The following is a 15,688-nucleotide window of genomic DNA, read 5'->3' on the forward strand; positions in this document are numbered from 1 at the left end:
TCCTGGCTTTAGAATCTCCCGGCTCTCGCCAAAATCTGGATGTGGCGGCCACGCGAAAACGCCGGAGCCGCGCGGCGCCCCTGGCGATTGACGGCACCTGCATTCCTCCCATCATTGCCGGCAGAACAAGCGCCCGCTGCGCCCTGCGCGGACGGGCCGCGATCAGGGGAGCCGATATGATCGAAACGCTGAAGGAACAGGTCAACGGCGACGCTGGCCTGGTGCGGCGCGGCCGCTACCTCACCACGACATTCCTGCTCGAGATCGGCGCCGCCGCCTGGCTGATCGCGATCCATGAGGGCCGGATCGTCGCGGTCACGAAGGGCCCGTTCGTGATGCCGTCGTCGTCGTTCGCGCTACGCACCTCGGAGGAGGAGTGGGAGCGGTTCTGCGAAAAGCGGCCGCCGCCGGGCTCGAACGACTTGATGGCGCTGATCAAGCGCCGTGTGCTGAAGGCCGAGGGCGAGCTGCAGATCTTCATGGCGAACCTGCGCTACTTCAAGGAGGCGCTGGGCAAGCTGCGCCGCGAGGGAGTGGCCGCATGAGCGCCAGGTTCGAACCGATCGTCGGCCGTTACATGCATCTGGAGCTGTTCGGCCGGGCCCACCGCGTCTATGTCGAGGAGGCGGGCGAGGGCACGCCGCTGCTCTGCCTGCACACCGCGGGCGCGGACGGGCGGCAATATCGCGGCCTGATGAACGATGCGCGGGTCACGCGCAACCACCGCGTCATCGCCTTCGACATGCCCTGGCACGGCAAGTCGTCGCCGCCGCAGGGCTGGCACGACGAGGAGTACCAGCTCACCTCCGCGCAATACACGACCATGATCCTCGCTGTGATGGACGCGCTCGACCTCGACAGGCCGATCGTGATCGGCTGCTCGATCGGCGGCCGGATCGCGCTGCATCTCGCGCTCGAGCATCCCGAACGTTTCCGCGCCATCATCGGCCTGCAGGCCGGCGCGCATGTCGATCCCTATTACGACCTGAATTTCCTGCACCGGCCGGACGTGCATGGCGGCGAGGTCGCCGCCGCCATCGTTTCGGGCCTCGTCGGCCCCGACGCGCCCGACAAGGAGCGATGGGAGACGCTGTGGCACTACATGCAGGGCGGGCCCGGCGTGTTCAAGGGCGACCTCTATTTCTACAAGGTCGACGGCGACATTCGCGCCCGCGTCGCCGAGATCGACACGAGACGTTGCCCGCTGTTCCTGCTGTCGGGCGAGTACGATTATTCCTGCACCCCGGAAGAGACGCTGGCGGTGGCGACCAGCATCGCCGGAGCCGAGGTCACCATCATGAAGGGCCTCGGCCATTTCCCGATGAGCGAGAATCCGGGCGAGTTTCTAAAGCACCTGCTGCCCGTGCTGGAGAGGATCGGCGGCCGCTAGAGGCAGATGCTTTCGAGCTTGCGAGCGCAGGGCGGTTGCTTTGATCCTCGACTGCGGGCCGTGCGGTATGACAAACTGTTGATCCGCACGAACCGGTTGCGCAGGAGGTCCCCATGCTTCCGAAGGCTGAAGCGGCCTATTTCGCGATTGCCGACATCTCCGGCTATACCAACTTCCTCGCGGCGGTCGAACTCGACCATGCGCAGGACATCATCGCCGATTTCATGGATACGGTGGTGAAAGCGCTGCGCCCGCCATTCCGCCTCGCCAAGTTCGAAGGCGACGCCGCGTTCGTCTACACCATCGCCGAGACAATCGACGGTTCGCTGCTGCAGGACGCGATCGAGGGCGCCTATTTCAAATTCCGCCGGCGCCTGCGCAGTGTGCGCCAAGCCTCGACTTGCGAGTGTCAGGCCTGCGTCGCGATGGGCGATCTCGATTTCAAGTTCGTTATTCATCATGGCGAGATGGTGAAGCAGAAGATGGGCGGCAGAGAGGAGCTCGCCGGGCGTGACGTCATTCTGGTCCACCGGCTGCTCAAGAACACGATTGGTGAGAAGATCGGCGGGCGCGCGTACGCGCTCTACAGCGACGCGGCCATCCGCGCGATGGGCGTCGATCCGGTCGCGCAAGGACTCATCGCGCATCACGAAACCATCGACGTCATCGGCGACGTGACGCTGTGGGCGCGCGATCTCGAAGCGGCGTGGCGGCAGGAAGACGCGCAAACTCGGATGCAGGTGACGCGTGACGATGCCTACGCCATGCTGGAATTCGACATCGCGGCGCCGCGGCAGACGGTGTGGGAGTTTTTCACCGTGCCCGGGCAATGGCAGAAGTGGTGGGACGCCGACGCCATCGTCGAGGATTCGGGCAAGGGACGACGCGGTCTCGGCACCAAGAACCACTGTATGCACGGCAACCATACCGTCGTTGAGGAGATGCTCGATTGGCGCCCGACCGATTATTTTACGGTGGGCATCACGCTTCCAATTCCCGGCGCGCCGCGGATCGTGATGACTCGCGCCGTTCTGGACGGTCCAGACGGAATGACGCATCTGGAGCTGCGGGTCGCCAAGCCCAAGCCAAAGGATCGAGAGTTTGTCGATGGCGCCGCAGCCAAATACGCCGAACGCATGACCAAGGCGATCGCCGGTTTGCGATCCATGCTGGAGGGGAAGCAGCCTGCCCTCGACGCAGTGGAAGAGCCGACGCTGACGCGATCGGGCGGACGCTTTCTGACCGAACCGGTGAAATCGGGCGAGCGCGGCTGAAGCCCAACGGACCCGGACCGATCCGGCGAAACGGGGCCGTCTATTTGCCCGAGCGCGGCAGCTCGTTGATCGCGGCGCGGACCTTGGCCATGGTCGTGGTGCAGTATTCCTCGCGCTCCTTCAGGAAGCGCTGCTGCTGGGCGCGGAAATTGGCAACCCGCTCCCGCACCTCGGATCCGAAGTCGCCGCTGATGTCGAGCCTGGCAAAGTGCGGCAGCTGCGCCGGTTGAGCCGGGACTTCGACGACCGTCACCGCCAAAGGCGACGGAGCGGGGGGCAGGCCCTCGATCACGGTCGGCACCGGAAACGGAGGCGGCACGACCGCAGCCCGCACCTCGGCCGCAGGCTTGACGCTGAACGTGGCGATCGCCTCGGCCAAGGCCTGCTCAGCGGCGGTCGGCAACGTGGCGGCGGGTGCAGGTGGTGCTGCTGCGGGTGGCGCGGCGGTCGGCTTTGCGGCAGGCGGCACCGCCGTCTGCGGGGCAGGCACCGGCGGCTCGGCGTCGGGCAGCTTGCCCTTCACCGACTGTACGAAAGCCATTGTCTGCGCGATCAGGAGATCGCGTTCTTTCATCCACTTCATGGCGCACCTTGAGCGCGCGGATTCCAGCAAAGCAACCGTGCGGAATCAAGCGCTCGCCATCATGATGGTTGACGAAGACGCCTGTTTGGTAGGCGCGGTGACATAATTGTGACAGGCCGCGTGTGGTGGATGGTGGACGGGTCAGCGCTGACGGGGATTGGTGTTCGGGACGAACGGGGTACCGACGATCCGGACCGGAGGCTGACCGCCCGCCGATGCTTGATTCGTGGCCGGCCGGGGCGCGGGGTTCGCCGGCGCGGGTGTCGGATCGAGCAGGGCGACGAGGCCGGCCACGGCCACGCTGAGCAGCGTGAACGTGCCCAGAAGCAGCAAATTGCGGTCGGATTCGCGAACCCTCATGCGAGGAAAATCGCGTGAGAGGGCATAACGTTCCGAACAAATCCTCAGACGTTTTCGCGCGGATTTCGTCTCGTCTTAAGAACGAGCATCAGGAGAGCGCGAACCGGTGTGCCGGCAGGAACGGGCGGGGTTCGGCCTAATGGGCCGCTACCGCGGCCGGTACCTGCTCGGTGCTGCGCGCCTCGATCAGGTCGGCGTAGCGACCATATTCCTCGGCCATTTCGAGCAGCTTCTCGCGCACCGCGGCGTCGGTCACCTGCCGGGCCAGCCGTCGCGCCTGATCGGATTGGAAGCGGTAATGTGCTGTGTCGGACATGGTGGCGGCTCCTCACATATCTGTAAGGGCCACCCCGCAAAGGTTCATCAAGGCGTCATTGCAGCGTCGGTGGGAGATCCGCCGGCGGAGCCGACGCGGCGGGGCCCGTCTTGTCCTCGCGGACCTCGACTTCGAACCAGCCCATCTCCTTCAGCTCGCGTGCCTTCTTCTCGGCCGCGTCTTCGCTGTCGCGCTTCAGCACGATTTGGCTGGTGCCATCTCGGGCAAGGATCAAATAGGTCATTGGCTGAGTCCCACCCCGCATTCTGCATACCCCGTTTGGGGCCGCAAGAACAGAAGCAAGGCGAGGGATGGGTGATCCTACGGGAAGGATCCCACGATTCCTGCCAGGGCGCGGAACCGCCCAGCAAGCCGGGCACCCGTAGTAGGAGGATGCGCCGCGCGCGGCCGAGCAGCCGAACGGACTGGTACGTTGAGCCGGTAGGCGAACGAGGCCGACGAATTGCTCAGCAAAAGCGCCGCAAAAGTGGTTCGCAAAATGACTTCGCCGGAATTTCCCTTTTACCGCGGGGATGGTGTGGGGGTTTGGTCCTTGCAGGCAGCGGGGTCCTGAGCAGCGACCCAACTCCCGCTGCTGCACTGGAGGCCGCGACCTCCGCCGAGGCAGACGATCGCTCCCTGCGAATAAAACGCACTGTTGTAGACACAATTCCTCGTCATGGAATCGATCTTCTGGGGGTCCGGCAAGATGATGTCCTGCGCCGATGCGACACGCGACATCATGCAGGCGATGACCATGATCGCCAAAGCTGATCTCCACATTCACGCTCTCTTTCTCGGCAATCGGGAACCATGAAATGGCCGCGGTGAGGCGGATCGCCTGAACGTAATTGTTTCCTGTGACGGCTCAGCGTCGGGTACGCCGAATCCACAGCGAGGCGACGAAGCCGCCGCGCTCGACGTCCGCTCGGAAGGTCCCGAGAAAATGCGCGATTGATGACGTGATGGTGCTCCCGACAACCGGAATAATACGGTTCTCTCTGTACTTGTGGGCAATCAAGCGAAGCGCTTTGATTGAATCGCAACGACGTGTTCGGATTGGACCTGGGGGCGACGCACGGCGTGAACCACGTGGATCTGGATGGAGGACGCGATGCCCAGGCACTTCGGTTTGAAGACAACATCCGCAGCAGGACGTTCGGCGTTCACGGGATCATCCAGAGATTTGCAGCAGCGGACTGCTTCGGCTTCGGCATCGAAGAAGCATGCTCCGGACAGCTCTGCAGCATCGAAGCACGATTCCCCATGCTCGGAACTGCCGTATTCGCCTGCGAGCTGGCGTGGCTGCTGTGGTCGGCGATCCATCTCGGCAGACTGAAGCAGTATCGCGGCGGCCAGGATGCCGGAAATCAAAGCCAATTGGTGCCGGCTGAGGGGATTGAACCCCCGACCTTCAGTTTACAAAACTGCTGCTCTACCGCTGAGCTAAGCCGGCGAATTGCGAATGATTTGCGCGCTCGCATAGCAGACTTGGCGCGCCAGAGCCAGAAGCAAGGCCAGAACCCCAAGGCCACGAGCCCGAACGCCGGAGCGTGCCCGGCCTGTCAGCTGAGCTACTGGCAGGGATGCTGGCGGCCGTCGCTGCCACGGAACCAGGTGCCGGGGGTGCAGACAAAGCCGTTCTGCCGGGCATATTCGGCGCCGCCGATCGGTTTGCGGTCATAGTCGGGGCCGCCAAACGGGGCCGTGGCGACCGCAGCCGCCGTGCCGACCGCGCCGCCGACGACGCCACCGGCCACGCGGGCCGCGGCGTCGACAGGCGCGAACGGGCCGGGGTCGTAGCGGTTGTAGCTGCTCTGCCAGTCGCGGTCCCGCCGATCGATGCGCTGGTGATAGGCGGTGCGGGTGGCGGCCGGTGCCATCGTCTGGCATCGGGCGTCCGGCCAGGCATTCGAGCAGCGCACGGCGGTGCCGATCGTCTGTTGCGCCATCGCCGGGCTCGCCAGTGCCGTGGCGAGCAGGGCTGCTGCGCCGAGGATTCTGATATGTGTCATGCAAGGCCTCCTCTCGTCGTGGTGGACGGCTAATTTCGCCGTGCAGCGCTCGTTCCGCCGCGGCCTTGCCCTGCGTTCAAACCAGTGTGAAGTTCCGCGGGCCCGTGCGCATGATGCGTTCCGGAGCATGCTGCCATCGACGAGAATTGCGTGTACAGCGGTGAGCGAACTGATGTGGGTGCCGACGCGGGGGATTGATGTTCGGAATCTTGAGTCTTGGCTTTCTGCTCGGCATGCAGCATGCGCTGGAGCCGGATCATATCGCGGCGGTATCGAGCATCGCGGCCCGCCGCACCCATGTCGGTGACATCGTCAAGCACGGGCTGACCTGGGGGCTTGGCCACACGCTCACTTTGTTCATCTTTGCCGGCGCCGCGATTCTGCTCGGGCGCGCGATCCCGGAAACGGTCGCACAGCCGATCGAGACCGCGGTCGGCATCATGCTGGTCGGCCTCGGCGCGCACGTGTGGTGGCGACTGTGGCGCGACCGCGTGCACTTCCACACCCATTCGCATGGCGACGGCACCACGCATTTCCACGCCCACAGCCATGCCGGTGAAGCCGTGGCGGTTACGTCCACCGTGGCGCTTGCGTCCACCGTGCCGCACGTCCGCGCCGCGCACAGCCATGCGCACGGCTTCCGCTGGCGCACGCTCCTGGTCGGCCTGATGCACGGCATGGCCGGCTCGGCGGCGCTGCTGGTGCTGACGGTGTCGCAGGCCCCAAGTCCAGTGATCGGGCTCGGCTATGTCGCGCTGTTCGGCATCGGCTCGATGATCGGCATGGGCGTGCTGTCCAGCATGATCGCGGTACCGCTCGCAGCCTCGGCGCGCTGGCTGACCTGGGCCAATCGCGGCCTGCAAGTGGCGGTCGGCGCGGTCACGATTGCGATCGGCGTCCACTCGATCGTCGAGAACGCCTTCACCTGACGCCCGGCCGTCGCCCGGTCGGCCGTTAACGATTTCTGATCGTGCTTGGCCGCATTGGCCGGATGCCGATGCTTACGCGTTAGGCTTACCGGCAGTTTGGCCGGCGTCCTTAACCCTTCCGCCAAGCCGTTGGATTAGGTTGCGGGTGGAACAATTCGGGACGCTGGGTAAACATGCGCGCAAGTCTTGCGCTGGCGATATTGGCTGCGATGACCTCGACGGCGCTGGCCGGCGGCGGCTTCGACATTGTCGTGCCGGTGCGGCCCGGCGTGCCGATCATCATTAACGGCGTCGACGCCTCCTACGCCGTGGTCGAAAGCGCGATGGGGCTCGCCCGCAACGAGTCGATGGTGCCGACCGTCTATGGCGGCCGCCCGATCGATCCCCAGCCGAATGTCGGCCACTATTATCCGAGCCTCGGCCGCATGCCGGGTTACGGACGCCTCGAGATCGAGCCGCCGGCCAACCGCCGCCTGCCCAAGCCGGCCGAGAGCTATCATCAATCGTGGGGCGCGGAATCGGCTCCGCTGCCGGCACAGTCCAACGTGCCGGTCGATCCGCCGCCGGTGATCTACGCTCCGGAGTTCAACGGGCCGCGGCCGCTGCCGGGCCCGTTCCCGCGGCCACCGCGACCTAGAGGATTCTGAAATCAGCTGCCCGAAATCAAGAGCTCCGCGAAACGGGGGTCCTGAACAGCCATCAAGAGCTACGCGACGAACAGAGAGACCTACAGGAGAGAGTAATGCGTCAAATGATCAAAGGACTGATTGCGGCGGTGGCCGTCATGGTGGCCGCGCCCGCAATGGCGTGCGGTTTCAACCCTTGCGGCTATTCCGCGCCCGTCGTGAATTACGGCTGCGGTGGTTGCGGGGGTTACGGCTACGGCTACGGCGCGGTCGAACGTCTGCCCGACCCGGATGCCGCTTATCCCAGCGCGGCGCAGCAGTACTATTACGTCAACCAGGGGCCGACCTACACCGGTCCGGGAAATTGGGCACCGCGTCCGTACTACCGCGAAGGCTACGGCCGTCCGTATTACGGCTATCGCCGCTATGGCTACCGTCACTACGGCTACCGCCATCACTACGGCTATCGTTCGCACTACGGCTATCGCTACGGCCGCTACGGCCATCCGGTGCTGCGCCGCTACTACTGATCCGATCGTCAGTTCGAGAGATCAGCGCCCGTTCGCGTCCCAGAGCGTTTTCGAGTGAAGTGGCTACCGGTTCGCGTGAAGAAAACGCGTCAAAGCAAGAATCCAGAGCCCGGTTCCGATTCCATCGGAACGGGCTCTGGCGAGCGGGCGTTTGTCGTTCACATCAGCCCGAGCCGGCTGGCGCCGATATAGAGCGCGAGCACACAGGCGTTCGACACGTTGAGGCTCTTGATCTCGCCGGGCATGTCGAGGCGGGCGACGAGGCGGCAGGTCTCGCGCGTCAATTGCCGCAAGCCCTTGCCTTCGGCGCCGAGCACCAGCGCGAGCGGCGCTTGCAGCGCGGCCTTGCCGAGGTCCTCGCTGCCCTCGCTGTCGAGGCCGACGGTCTGGAAGCCGCGCTCGTTCAACTCGTTGAGCGCGCGCGCCAGGTTCTGCACGGTGACAACAGGCACCAACTCGAGCGCGCCGGAGGCGGACTTCGCCAGCACGCCGGTCGCCTCCGGGCTGTGACGGGCAGTGGTGACGATCGCCTTCACCGCGAACGCCGCGGCCGAGCGCAGGATGGCGCCGACATTGTGCGGATCGGTGATCTGGTCGAGCACCAGCACGATGCCCTCCAGCGCCAGCGTGTCGATGCCGGGTGAGGGCAGGGGATCGGCCTCCGCCAGGAGGCCCTGATGCACCGCATCGGGGGTGAGGCGCCGGTCGATCTCGCTGGGCCGGACGATCTCGGGGGCGACGCGGGTCGCGATGTTCTCGTCGGCGAGGCGCTTGGCCGCGTTCTCGGTGAGGTAAAGCTTGCGGATATGGCGGTCGGGGTTGGCAAGCGCCGCCGACACAGTGTGCCAGCCATACAGAATCACCGGCCCGTCGGAACCGGATTCGCGGTCCCGCCAGGCCGGCGGACGGCCGAATTTCGGCCCTTTTTGGAAGGGTTTACCGCCCTTGCCTCGGAAATTGGGTTTGCGGTCGCGATCGCTCATGTGAGGCTTGTGTCATTGATATCGCAGAATGGCAATTTAACCGGCAAATAGGCGGCCGGCTTGGTTGACTTTGGGGACCGCCTTCCCCCATAAACGCGCCCGACCGCGCACCCGCTTCGGGTCGATGCCGGTTATCAGCGTCATTTCGATGACCCGGTCCGCCGCCACTCGCGCGGCCGGTCTGATGCTGTTGGACGGGGGAGTGTCCCGAGTGGCAAAGGGAGCTGACTGTAAATCAGCCGCCTCATGGCTTCGCAGGTTCGAGTCCTGCCTCCCCCACCACGCTTCGCCCCGACGGGCTACGCGTGGCGCAGCCACGCTGGCCCCGTCAGGGCGAAGCGTGTCCGGCGTAGCTGGAGCGCCAGCGAAGCGAAGATGGACTGACATTCGCGCCCCACGGCTCGACAAGCCGCGAAAACTCCATCGCAGCGAGGTAAGCGAAGGTCGGCCACAACCTGCTCGTCCATTCGACACCTGCGTCTTCACTCTATCCGCGCAAACATCTCCGGCCGCCGCCGGCGTTCCGTTGCTCGGCCCGCGAGTGCAATGGTAGATTGCGCCATTTCATGATTGAGCCGTTTCAGACGACATGAAGAAAATTGTGCACTGGGACGTTTCTGCAGGAGATGACCCGGCGCTGACGGTTGCCTGCGTCATCTTGCTTGGCGTCTCGATCCTGGTTTCGATACCGGCATTTTTCGGTGGTGGCGGCCAGGCCGGAATCGATTTTTCATGTTTCTGGGGCGCGGGCGCGATGGCGCTCGAAGGCCATGCGGCGGCGGCCTACGATTGGGAGCAGCTGCACCAGCACCTTGTTCTCCGGGTGCAATCCCTCAACCACGCTCCGTATCCTTACGATCAGGTACCGGTTCCGTTCTTTTATCCGCCGGTGTTTTTCCTGGTTCTGGCGCCGCTGGCGCTGTTGCCGTTTCCGATTGCGTTCTGGGTCTGGAGCGCGGCAAAGCTGTCTTGCTGGCTGCTGGTCGCTTATGCCATCCGGCCACGCTTCGGCGCGCTGCTGCTGGCACTCGTTGCTCCGCCTGTATTCTATGACTTCATTTCCGGCCAAAGCGCACTGCTCGCCGCATCGCTGCTCGGCGGCATCCTGCTGACATTGGACAGGCGTCCGCTTCTCAGCGGGGCCCTGATCGCGCTGCTCATCTTCAAACCTCAATATGGCGTTCTGCTTCCCTTCGTGCTGATCGCCACCGGGCGTTGGCGCGTCGTCATCACCGCCGCCCTGGTGATTCCGGTCCTGCTGCTGCTCGCCGGACTGATCTTCGGCTGGGATACCTTCGTTGGATTCCGCGCCGCCGCCACCTTCGCCACTACGCAATTTCACCTCAGTGGCGCGCTGCCATGGTTCAAACTTCAGAGTATCTATGGGCTCTTGAGAGACGCCGGCCTTGGCTACGGTTTGGCGATGGCGGTCCACGTCGCCATCGCATCGGTGGTTGCGATTGGGGTGCTGATCCTGTGGCGCGGCCATGTCAGCTTCGCCGTAAAGGCCGCAAGCCTGCTGGCGGCAACGCCGCTGATTTCTCCTTACTTCGCGATCTACGATATGCCGATCCTGGTGGTCGCGCTGCTCTTTCTCATGAACGACACCGCGGGCCGCCTCGCGTCGCGTTCGGGTCGAAGCGCCTTCCGGATCGCGGTCAGCGTCATCTTCGTGCTGGGATACGCTTTCCCGTTCGTGCGCACGCCTCTCGGCCCCATGATGTGCGCAACCGTGATCGCGCTGATCTGGATGAGATACCGGCAAGAGGCCGGCGAGACAGCTCCAGGCGAGGAGTTGCGAAAATCTGCGACCGTCGGAGGCTAGTGTTCCGATCGCGAACAGTCGCGAAGAACGTCAGGATCAGCCGTCCTGGTGCGCCGGCGGTGTTGCCGTGCCGGGCACAGCCTCCGCGCCAACCGGGTGCCTGGTGCCCGACGGATCGTCGCGCTTGAGCATCGAGGCCCAGGCGAAAAATGGATAGGCCAAGAGCGCCAAGTAGCTCTTGGGCATCGGATGATCGACGCCGAATGCCGTCGGCTTCTGCCCTTCCGGAAGATAGAGGCTGCCGAACAGCACGTCGTAGAACGAGAACAGCCCGGCGTAGTTCTTGTCCCTGGCTTCCCGCTGGCTGCTGTGGTGCCAGTGATGAAACTCCGGCGACACCAGGACATGGCGTAGCGGGCCGTAGCCCAGGCGCACGTTGGCGTGCGCGAGCCAGGACTGCCAGTAGTAGATCGCAAGATAGGTCCCGATCGCCTCAGCGGAGAAACCAAGCGCGAACAGCGGAAACAGCGAACCAACCTTCATGAAGGTCACGTCAAGCGGGTGCTGGTGGATCGCGGCGAGCCAGTCCAGATCTTCGACGGCGTGATGAACGGCATGGATGCGCCACATGGCCGGCACGACATGCAGGATGCGGTGGGTCCAGTAGATGCCGAGATCCCCGATCACGATCGCAATGGGTGCCTGAGCCCAATACGGGAGATCGCTGACCGCCTGCTTGACTGCCGAGGGCAGGATCGATTGATTGACGAGCGTCGCCACTGCGATGATCGCGGTCACGCCGACGAACACCAGCCAGCCGTTGAGAAACAGGAAGGCCATATCGGTCAACAGACCACGCCTGAAGATCTTCTGCTGCCTCGCTGCAAAGAGTTGCTCGAACGGCACGAAGATCAGGGGCGCCAGCAAAAGCTGGTATTGTTCCAATAACGCGCGCATTCAAATGGCCACGTGAAATGGCGACAGCCTACCACCGCGGTCCCCGATGGCGTCAATCGGAAACGAAACCCGAGTTGCGGGAGCGTTAATCAGCATCCCCGTGCCGCTACGGGGATCACGGGTGTCCGGGAGCTGGGTTAGTCCGCATGCGCCAATCCCAGCCCCTCACTCCATCCTTGCGAACATCTCCACCAGCGCCTCGCGCAGCCAGCGTTGCGCGGGAACGGTGTCGTTGCGCTGGTGCCAGAACAGGCTGACGATGCGCGGCGGCGCCGGCAGCGGCACCGGCATGGCATACAGATGGGGCGCGTGGCGGGACTGCGCGCTGAGATCGCGCGGCAGCACCGCGATCAGGTCGGACTGGCGCACGATCTCGTAGGCGGCGTTGTAGTGGTTGACGGTCGCGACCAGATTGCGCGACAGCCCGCGCGAGGCGAGAAACTGGTCGTAGGTCGGCAGTGTCTTGCCGGCGAGGCTGACATCGACATGCTTGGCGGCAAGGAAGCTCCGGGTGCTGAGCCGCTTCTGCCTGGCCAGCGGATGGTCGCGCCGCATCATGCAGGCGTACTCGACGGTCCACAGCGAGCGTGAGCGGATCACCGCCGGCGGCTGCTGCGCCTCGTTGACATAGACGCTCAGCACACAATCGACCCGGTTGTCCTCGAGCCGGTCGCCGATCTCCAGGATGGTGTTGGGCACGGTGTGAATGCGCGCGGACGGCGCCACTTCGCTGAAGCGGTTGAGCAGCCGCGGCATCACCAGTGAAGACACGTAATCCGACATCGACAGGATGAATTCGGCCTGGGTCTGTCGTGGATCGAAGGCGTCCTCATCGAGGGCGTGGCGAACATGTTCCAGGGCATCGCCGATCGGCTGCCACAGCGCTACGGCGCGCTGCGTCGGGCGGATCCCGCTCGCGGTGCGCACGAACAGGGGATCGCCGAGCGCGTCGCGCAGCCGCGCGAGCGCGTTGCTCACCGCGGGCTGTGTCATGGTCAGCGCGCTGGCGGCGCGCGTGACGCTGCCCTCGGTCATCAGCGCCTCGAAGACTTTCAGGAGGTTGAGGTCGAGCGTGCGGAAGGACACGAGCTATATTCACAATGGTGATGTGCCAGATAACGATTATAAATTATTCGGATAATCTTGGTTTGTCTATCATTCCCCGGCTGACCCCGTGGCGCGTGCCGACCGCGGGGCGAGGGGGACTTTCATGTCGATGATCTCGGCGCGCATCGAGCGCCTGCCGTTCGCGCGGTTCCATGTGCACCTGCTGCTGATGGGCGGCCTCGGCTATCTCTTTGACGCGATGGATGCCGCGGTGCTGGCGTTCATCCTGCCGGTGCTGCGCACCGCCTGGGGACTGACCAATGTCGAGACCGGCGTGCTCGGCTCCAGCACCTTCGTCGGCTATCTGTTCGGCGCGCTGCTCGCGGGGACGCTGGGTGATCTGATCGGCCGACGCGCGGTGATGATGTCGGCGCTCGCGCTCTACAGCGCGGCCTCGCTGGTCAGCGCGGCGGTGGACAGCTGGCCGGCGTTCTTTGCCGCGCGCGTCGTCGCCGGCATGGGGACAGGCGCGGAGAGCGCGATCATCGCGCCGTACCTCGCGGAGTTCGTGGCGCGGCGTTACCGCGGCGCCTTCACCGGCGCGCTGGCGGGCTTCTTCTCGTTCGGCTTCGTTGCCGCCGCCTTGCTCGGCTATTTCATCGTGCCCGCCTACGAGAACGGCTGGCGCATCGTGCTCGTCATCACCGCCATCCCGGTCGTGATGCTGCTGTGGTGGCGGAGATCGTTGCCGGAATCGCCGCGCTGGCTGGAAAGCCGGGGCAGGGCAAAGGAGGCCGAGGCGGTGCTCGACAGGATCGAGGCCGGCTTCGCGCGCGAGGGCCGCGCGCTGCCGTCGCCCGTCGCCGAGCCGGCTGCGCCCGCCGCATCGTCGGGAACGCTGCTGAGCAATTTTGCCGCGCTGCTCGCCGGCCGGCAGGCGCGCATCACCACGATGACCTGGATCATGTGGCTGTCGATCACCTTCAGCTACTATTCCTTCTTCGTCTGGATTCCCGGCCTCCTGGTGCAGAACGGCATGAGCATCACCAAGAGTTTTGGCTATTCGCTCGCGATGTATTGCGCGCAGGTGCCGGGCTATTTCACCGCCGCCTTCTTCAACGAGCGGATCGGACGGCAGGCGACGATTGCGACCTATATGCTGCTCGGCGGCGCCAGCGCGCTCGGGCTCGCCTTTGCCAAGAGCGATGCGGAGATCATGACGGCCGGCCTGCTGCTGTCGTTCTTCATGAACGGCACCTATGCTGGCGTCTATGCCTACACGGCCGAAGTGTTTCCGACATCGATCCGGACCACGGGGGCCGGGCTCGCATCCGCGATCGGCCGCATCGGCGCGATCGTGGCGCCGATCCTGGTCGGCTATCTCTATCCGAATTTCGGCTTTGCCGGCGTGTTCGGCGTCACCACGTCGGTGCTCCTGATCGGCGCGCTGACCGTCGTGCTGATGGGCGTGCCGACGCGCGGACGGTCGCTCGAAGACATCGCAAGCGAGGCTGCGTGATCACGCAGGCCAGGAGACGATCATGTCCACCATCCTCTTCAAAAATGCCGCGCTGCTCGATCCGTCGCGGCCCGATCTGCTGGAAGGCCACCACGTGCTGGTGGAAGATCGCCTGATCAAGGAAGTGTCCGATCGGCCGATCGAGGCTTCCGCCGACCGGGTCATCGACCTCAAGGGCAAGACGCTGATGCCCGGCCTGATCGACCTGCATGTGCATGCGGTTGCCGTCGAGCTCGACCTGTCGCAGCAGGCGCGGATGGCCAACGTGCTGGTGACGCTGCGCTCGACCATGCTGCTGCGGGGCATGCTGAAGCGCGGCTTCACCACGGTCCGCGATGCCGGCGGCGCCGGTTATGCGCTGAAGCAGGCGATCGATACCGGCCTCACCGATGGTCCCAGGCTGTTTGTCTCCGGCCGCGCGCTCAGCCAGACCGGCGGTCACGGCGACGGGCGCGCCCGCTCCGACTATCTGGCCGACCCGACCTGCTCCTGCTGCGTGCGGGTCGGCGCGATCGCGCGCGTCGTCGACGGCGTCGATGCGGTGCGCAAGGCGGTGCGCGAGGAGCTGCAGATGGGCGCCGACCAGATCAAGATCATGGCGTCCGGCGGCGTCGCGTCGCCGACCGATCCGATCGGCGCCTACGGCTATTCCGAGGACGAGATCCGCGCCATCGTCGCCGAGGCGAGGGCGCGGCACACCTATGTGCTGGCGCACGCCTACACCGCGGAGGCGATCGAGCGGGCAATACGCTGCGGCGTGCGCACCATCGAGCACGGCAATCTGATCGACCTTCCGACCGCGCGCCTGATGGCCGAGCAGGGCGCCTATGTGGTGCCGACGCTGGTCACCTACGAAGCATTGGCAAACGAGGGCGCGAAATACGGCCTGCCTGCGGCGAGCGTCGCCAAGATCGCCGACGTGCGCGACGCCGGGCTGCGCTCGCTCGCGATCTACCGCGAGGCTGGGGTCAAAATGGGGTTTGGCACCGATCTGCTCGGCCCGTCGCAGCGGCTGCAGAGCGACGAGTTCCGAATCCGCGCCGAACTACTGGGCCCGCAGGCAGTGATCGCCAGCGCCACCGTTGTCGGTGCCGAGGTGCTCGGCATGGAAGGCAAGCTCGGCCGCATCGCGCCGGAGGCCTTCGCCGATCTGCTGGTGGTCGAGGGCAACCCGCTGCGCGACGTGACGTGCCTGCTCGGCCAGGGCGAGCAGATCCCGCTGGTGATGAAGGCCGGCAAGGCCGAGGTCGATCGGCTGGGCGGGTAGGCTTCACTTCACGCCCCGCGAGCGGCAGGGCCTGCCGTCGCGAGGGCGACTGCCAAAATATCGAAAACAACCCCATGCAAAGGAGTCGGCAGACACGGCGGCTCCACTCGTCGGGGCAAGTTGGCGG

General features: G+C 65.1%; 19 protein-coding genes and 2 tRNA genes. 11 read left to right on the plus strand and 10 right to left on the minus strand.

Going from position 1 to position 15,688, the window contains the following annotated elements; translation table 11 throughout:
• Nucleotides 1-176 precede the first annotated feature (176 nt).
• The 3 genes from E2I15_RS02780 (at nucleotide 177) to E2I15_RS02790 (ending at nucleotide 2,664) form a co-directional block, all read left to right on the plus strand.
• Nucleotides 177-545: a hypothetical protein gene (locus E2I15_RS02780; protein ID WP_246668171.1), complete on the plus strand. Its 369-nt coding sequence runs from the start codon at nucleotides 177-179 to the stop codon at nucleotides 543-545.
• Nucleotides 542-1,390 carry an alpha/beta fold hydrolase gene (locus tag E2I15_RS02785; RefSeq protein WP_137479891.1) on the plus strand — a complete coding sequence of 283 codons (849 nt, stop codon included), beginning with the start codon at nucleotides 542-544 and terminating at the stop codon, nucleotides 1,388-1,390. The genes E2I15_RS02780 and E2I15_RS02785 overlap by 4 nt, the downstream gene beginning before the upstream one ends.
• Nucleotides 1,391-1,503: 113 nt before the next feature.
• Nucleotides 1,504-2,664 carry a DUF2652 domain-containing protein gene (locus tag E2I15_RS02790; protein WP_137479890.1) on the plus strand — a complete coding sequence of 387 codons (1,161 nt, stop codon included), beginning with the start codon at nucleotides 1,504-1,506 and terminating at the stop codon, nucleotides 2,662-2,664.
• A 40-nt stretch (nucleotides 2,665-2,704) separates the two neighbouring features.
• Here E2I15_RS02790 and E2I15_RS02795 read toward each other — a convergent pair whose 3' ends face one another.
• The 4 genes from E2I15_RS02795 to E2I15_RS02810 form a co-directional block, all read right to left on the minus strand.
• Complete coding sequence (locus E2I15_RS02795; RefSeq protein ID WP_137479889.1) at nucleotides 2,705-3,247, minus strand: hypothetical protein; 543 nt, start codon at nucleotides 3,245-3,247, stop codon at nucleotides 2,705-2,707.
• Nucleotides 3,248-3,388: 141 nt separating this feature from the next.
• A complete protein-coding gene (locus E2I15_RS02800) occupies nucleotides 3,389-3,607 on the minus strand; it encodes a hypothetical protein (protein WP_137479888.1) in 219 nt (72 codons plus the stop codon).
• Between the two features lie 136 nt (nucleotides 3,608-3,743).
• Nucleotides 3,744-3,923, minus strand: a complete 180-nt coding sequence (locus E2I15_RS02805; RefSeq protein ID WP_137479887.1) for a hypothetical protein — start codon at nucleotides 3,921-3,923, stop codon at nucleotides 3,744-3,746.
• A gap of 55 nt (nucleotides 3,924-3,978) precedes the next feature.
• On the minus strand, nucleotides 3,979-4,167 hold the full coding sequence (locus E2I15_RS02810) for a hypothetical protein (RefSeq protein WP_137479886.1): 189 nt from the start codon (nucleotides 4,165-4,167) through the stop codon (nucleotides 3,979-3,981).
• Nucleotides 4,168-4,602: 435 nt separating this feature from the next.
• Between E2I15_RS02810 and E2I15_RS02815 the strand changes: the two genes are divergently transcribed.
• Nucleotides 4,603-4,740, plus strand: a complete 138-nt coding sequence (locus tag E2I15_RS02815; RefSeq protein WP_155262192.1) for a hypothetical protein — start codon at nucleotides 4,603-4,605, stop codon at nucleotides 4,738-4,740.
• A 200-nt stretch (nucleotides 4,741-4,940) separates the two neighbouring features.
• On the opposite strand, the gene E2I15_RS02820 is transcribed toward E2I15_RS02815, so the two are convergent.
• The 3 genes from E2I15_RS02820 to E2I15_RS02830 form a co-directional block, all read right to left on the minus strand.
• Entirely contained in the window at nucleotides 4,941-5,303 is a 363-nt protein-coding gene (locus E2I15_RS02820; RefSeq protein WP_137479885.1) for a hypothetical protein, read from the minus strand.
• Between the two features lies 1 nt (nucleotide 5,304).
• Nucleotides 5,305-5,379: transfer RNA gene (locus E2I15_RS02825), tRNA-Thr, on the minus strand.
• A 118-nt stretch (nucleotides 5,380-5,497) separates the two neighbouring features.
• Nucleotides 5,498-5,938 carry a hypothetical protein gene (locus E2I15_RS02830; RefSeq protein ID WP_137479884.1) on the minus strand — a complete coding sequence of 147 codons (441 nt, stop codon included), beginning with the start codon at nucleotides 5,936-5,938 and terminating at the stop codon, nucleotides 5,498-5,500.
• A 197-nt stretch (nucleotides 5,939-6,135) separates the two neighbouring features.
• On the opposite strand from E2I15_RS02830, the gene E2I15_RS02835 reads away from it, so the two are divergent.
• From E2I15_RS02835 to E2I15_RS02845, 3 genes are all read left to right on the plus strand, one after another.
• The gene (locus E2I15_RS02835; RefSeq protein WP_137479883.1) at nucleotides 6,136-6,867 is read left to right on the plus strand and encodes a sulfite exporter TauE/SafE family protein; all 732 of its coding nucleotides are present in this window, start codon (nucleotides 6,136-6,138) and stop codon (nucleotides 6,865-6,867) included.
• A 173-nt stretch (nucleotides 6,868-7,040) separates the two neighbouring features.
• Nucleotides 7,041-7,514, plus strand: coding sequence for a hypothetical protein (locus E2I15_RS02840; RefSeq protein WP_137479882.1), 474 nt, complete (start codon nucleotides 7,041-7,043; stop codon nucleotides 7,512-7,514).
• Between the two features lie 95 nt (nucleotides 7,515-7,609).
• Nucleotides 7,610-8,023 (plus strand): hypothetical protein, encoded by a 414-nt coding sequence (locus tag E2I15_RS02845; RefSeq protein ID WP_170991597.1) that lies wholly within the window; start codon nucleotides 7,610-7,612, stop codon nucleotides 8,021-8,023.
• A 158-nt stretch (nucleotides 8,024-8,181) separates the two neighbouring features.
• On the opposite strand, the gene rlmB is transcribed toward E2I15_RS02845, so the two are convergent.
• Nucleotides 8,182-9,006: a 23S rRNA (guanosine(2251)-2'-O)-methyltransferase RlmB gene (gene rlmB, locus E2I15_RS02850; RefSeq protein ID WP_137479881.1), complete on the minus strand. Its 825-nt coding sequence runs from the start codon at nucleotides 9,004-9,006 to the stop codon at nucleotides 8,182-8,184.
• Between the two features lie 196 nt (nucleotides 9,007-9,202).
• On the opposite strand from rlmB, the gene E2I15_RS02855 reads away from it, so the two are divergent.
• Both E2I15_RS02855 and E2I15_RS02860 read left to right on the plus strand, forming a co-directional pair.
• Nucleotides 9,203-9,288, plus strand: a tRNA-Tyr gene (locus tag E2I15_RS02855).
• Nucleotides 9,289-9,595: 307 nt separating this feature from the next.
• Entirely contained in the window at nucleotides 9,596-10,831 is a 1,236-nt protein-coding gene (locus tag E2I15_RS02860) for a glycosyltransferase family 87 protein (protein ID WP_137479880.1), read from the plus strand.
• Between the two features lie 36 nt (nucleotides 10,832-10,867).
• On the opposite strand, the gene E2I15_RS02865 is transcribed toward E2I15_RS02860, so the two are convergent.
• Both E2I15_RS02865 and E2I15_RS02870 read right to left on the minus strand, forming a co-directional pair.
• On the minus strand, nucleotides 10,868-11,728 hold the full coding sequence (locus tag E2I15_RS02865; protein WP_246668169.1) for a sterol desaturase family protein: 861 nt from the start codon (nucleotides 11,726-11,728) through the stop codon (nucleotides 10,868-10,870).
• Between the two features lie 165 nt (nucleotides 11,729-11,893).
• Entirely contained in the window at nucleotides 11,894-12,814 is a 921-nt protein-coding gene (locus E2I15_RS02870; RefSeq protein WP_137479879.1) for a LysR family transcriptional regulator, read from the minus strand.
• A 124-nt stretch (nucleotides 12,815-12,938) separates the two neighbouring features.
• On the opposite strand from E2I15_RS02870, the gene E2I15_RS02875 reads away from it, so the two are divergent.
• Both E2I15_RS02875 and E2I15_RS02880 read left to right on the plus strand, forming a co-directional pair.
• Nucleotides 12,939-14,294, plus strand: a complete 1,356-nt coding sequence (locus E2I15_RS02875) for an MFS transporter (protein ID WP_137479878.1) — start codon at nucleotides 12,939-12,941, stop codon at nucleotides 14,292-14,294.
• 22 nt (nucleotides 14,295-14,316) lie between these two features.
• Nucleotides 14,317-15,561: a metal-dependent hydrolase family protein gene (locus E2I15_RS02880; RefSeq protein WP_137479877.1), complete on the plus strand. Its 1,245-nt coding sequence runs from the start codon at nucleotides 14,317-14,319 to the stop codon at nucleotides 15,559-15,561.
• The last annotated feature ends 127 nt before the right edge of the window (nucleotides 15,562-15,688 follow it).

The organism is Bradyrhizobium sp. BR2003, from assembly GCF_009720285.1.
Taxonomy (GTDB): Bacteria; Pseudomonadota; Alphaproteobacteria; order Rhizobiales; family Xanthobacteraceae; genus Bradyrhizobium; species Bradyrhizobium elkanii.

What these genes read in the sequence shown, in the direction of transcription:
- E2I15_RS02780 (WP_246668171.1), top strand. Translation starts at nt 177, where the DNA reads ATGATCGAAACGCTGAAGGAACAGGTCAACGGCGACGCTGGCCTGGTG.
- E2I15_RS02785 (WP_137479891.1), top strand. Translation starts at nt 542, where the DNA reads ATGAGCGCCAGGTTCGAACCGATCGTCGGCCGTTACATGCATCTGGAG.
- E2I15_RS02790 (WP_137479890.1), top strand. Translation starts at nt 1,504, where the DNA reads ATGCTTCCGAAGGCTGAAGCGGCCTATTTCGCGATTGCCGACATCTCC.
- E2I15_RS02795 (WP_137479889.1), bottom strand. Translation starts at nt 3,247, where the DNA reads ATGAAGTGGATGAAAGAACGCGATCTCCTGATCGCGCAGACAATGGCT.
- E2I15_RS02800 (WP_137479888.1), bottom strand. Translation starts at nt 3,607, where the DNA reads ATGAGGGTTCGCGAATCCGACCGCAATTTGCTGCTTCTGGGCACGTTC.
- E2I15_RS02805 (WP_137479887.1), bottom strand. Translation starts at nt 3,923, where the DNA reads ATGTCCGACACAGCACATTACCGCTTCCAATCCGATCAGGCGCGACGG.
- E2I15_RS02810 (WP_137479886.1), bottom strand. Translation starts at nt 4,167, where the DNA reads ATGACCTATTTGATCCTTGCCCGAGATGGCACCAGCCAAATCGTGCTG.
- E2I15_RS02815 (WP_155262192.1), top strand. Translation starts at nt 4,603, where the DNA reads ATGGAATCGATCTTCTGGGGGTCCGGCAAGATGATGTCCTGCGCCGAT.
- E2I15_RS02830 (WP_137479884.1), bottom strand. Translation starts at nt 5,938, where the DNA reads ATGACACATATCAGAATCCTCGGCGCAGCAGCCCTGCTCGCCACGGCA.
- E2I15_RS02835 (WP_137479883.1), top strand. Translation starts at nt 6,136, where the DNA reads ATGTTCGGAATCTTGAGTCTTGGCTTTCTGCTCGGCATGCAGCATGCG.
- E2I15_RS02840 (WP_137479882.1), top strand. Translation starts at nt 7,041, where the DNA reads ATGCGCGCAAGTCTTGCGCTGGCGATATTGGCTGCGATGACCTCGACG.
- E2I15_RS02845 (WP_170991597.1), top strand. Translation starts at nt 7,610, where the DNA reads ATGCGTCAAATGATCAAAGGACTGATTGCGGCGGTGGCCGTCATGGTG.
- rlmB (WP_137479881.1), bottom strand. Translation starts at nt 9,006, where the DNA reads ATGAGCGATCGCGACCGCAAACCCAATTTCCGAGGCAAGGGCGGTAAA.
- E2I15_RS02860 (WP_137479880.1), top strand. Translation starts at nt 9,596, where the DNA reads ATGAAGAAAATTGTGCACTGGGACGTTTCTGCAGGAGATGACCCGGCG.
- E2I15_RS02865 (WP_246668169.1), bottom strand. Translation starts at nt 11,728, where the DNA reads ATGCGCGCGTTATTGGAACAATACCAGCTTTTGCTGGCGCCCCTGATC.
- E2I15_RS02875 (WP_137479878.1), top strand. Translation starts at nt 12,939, where the DNA reads ATGTCGATGATCTCGGCGCGCATCGAGCGCCTGCCGTTCGCGCGGTTC.
- E2I15_RS02880 (WP_137479877.1), top strand. Translation starts at nt 14,317, where the DNA reads ATGTCCACCATCCTCTTCAAAAATGCCGCGCTGCTCGATCCGTCGCGG.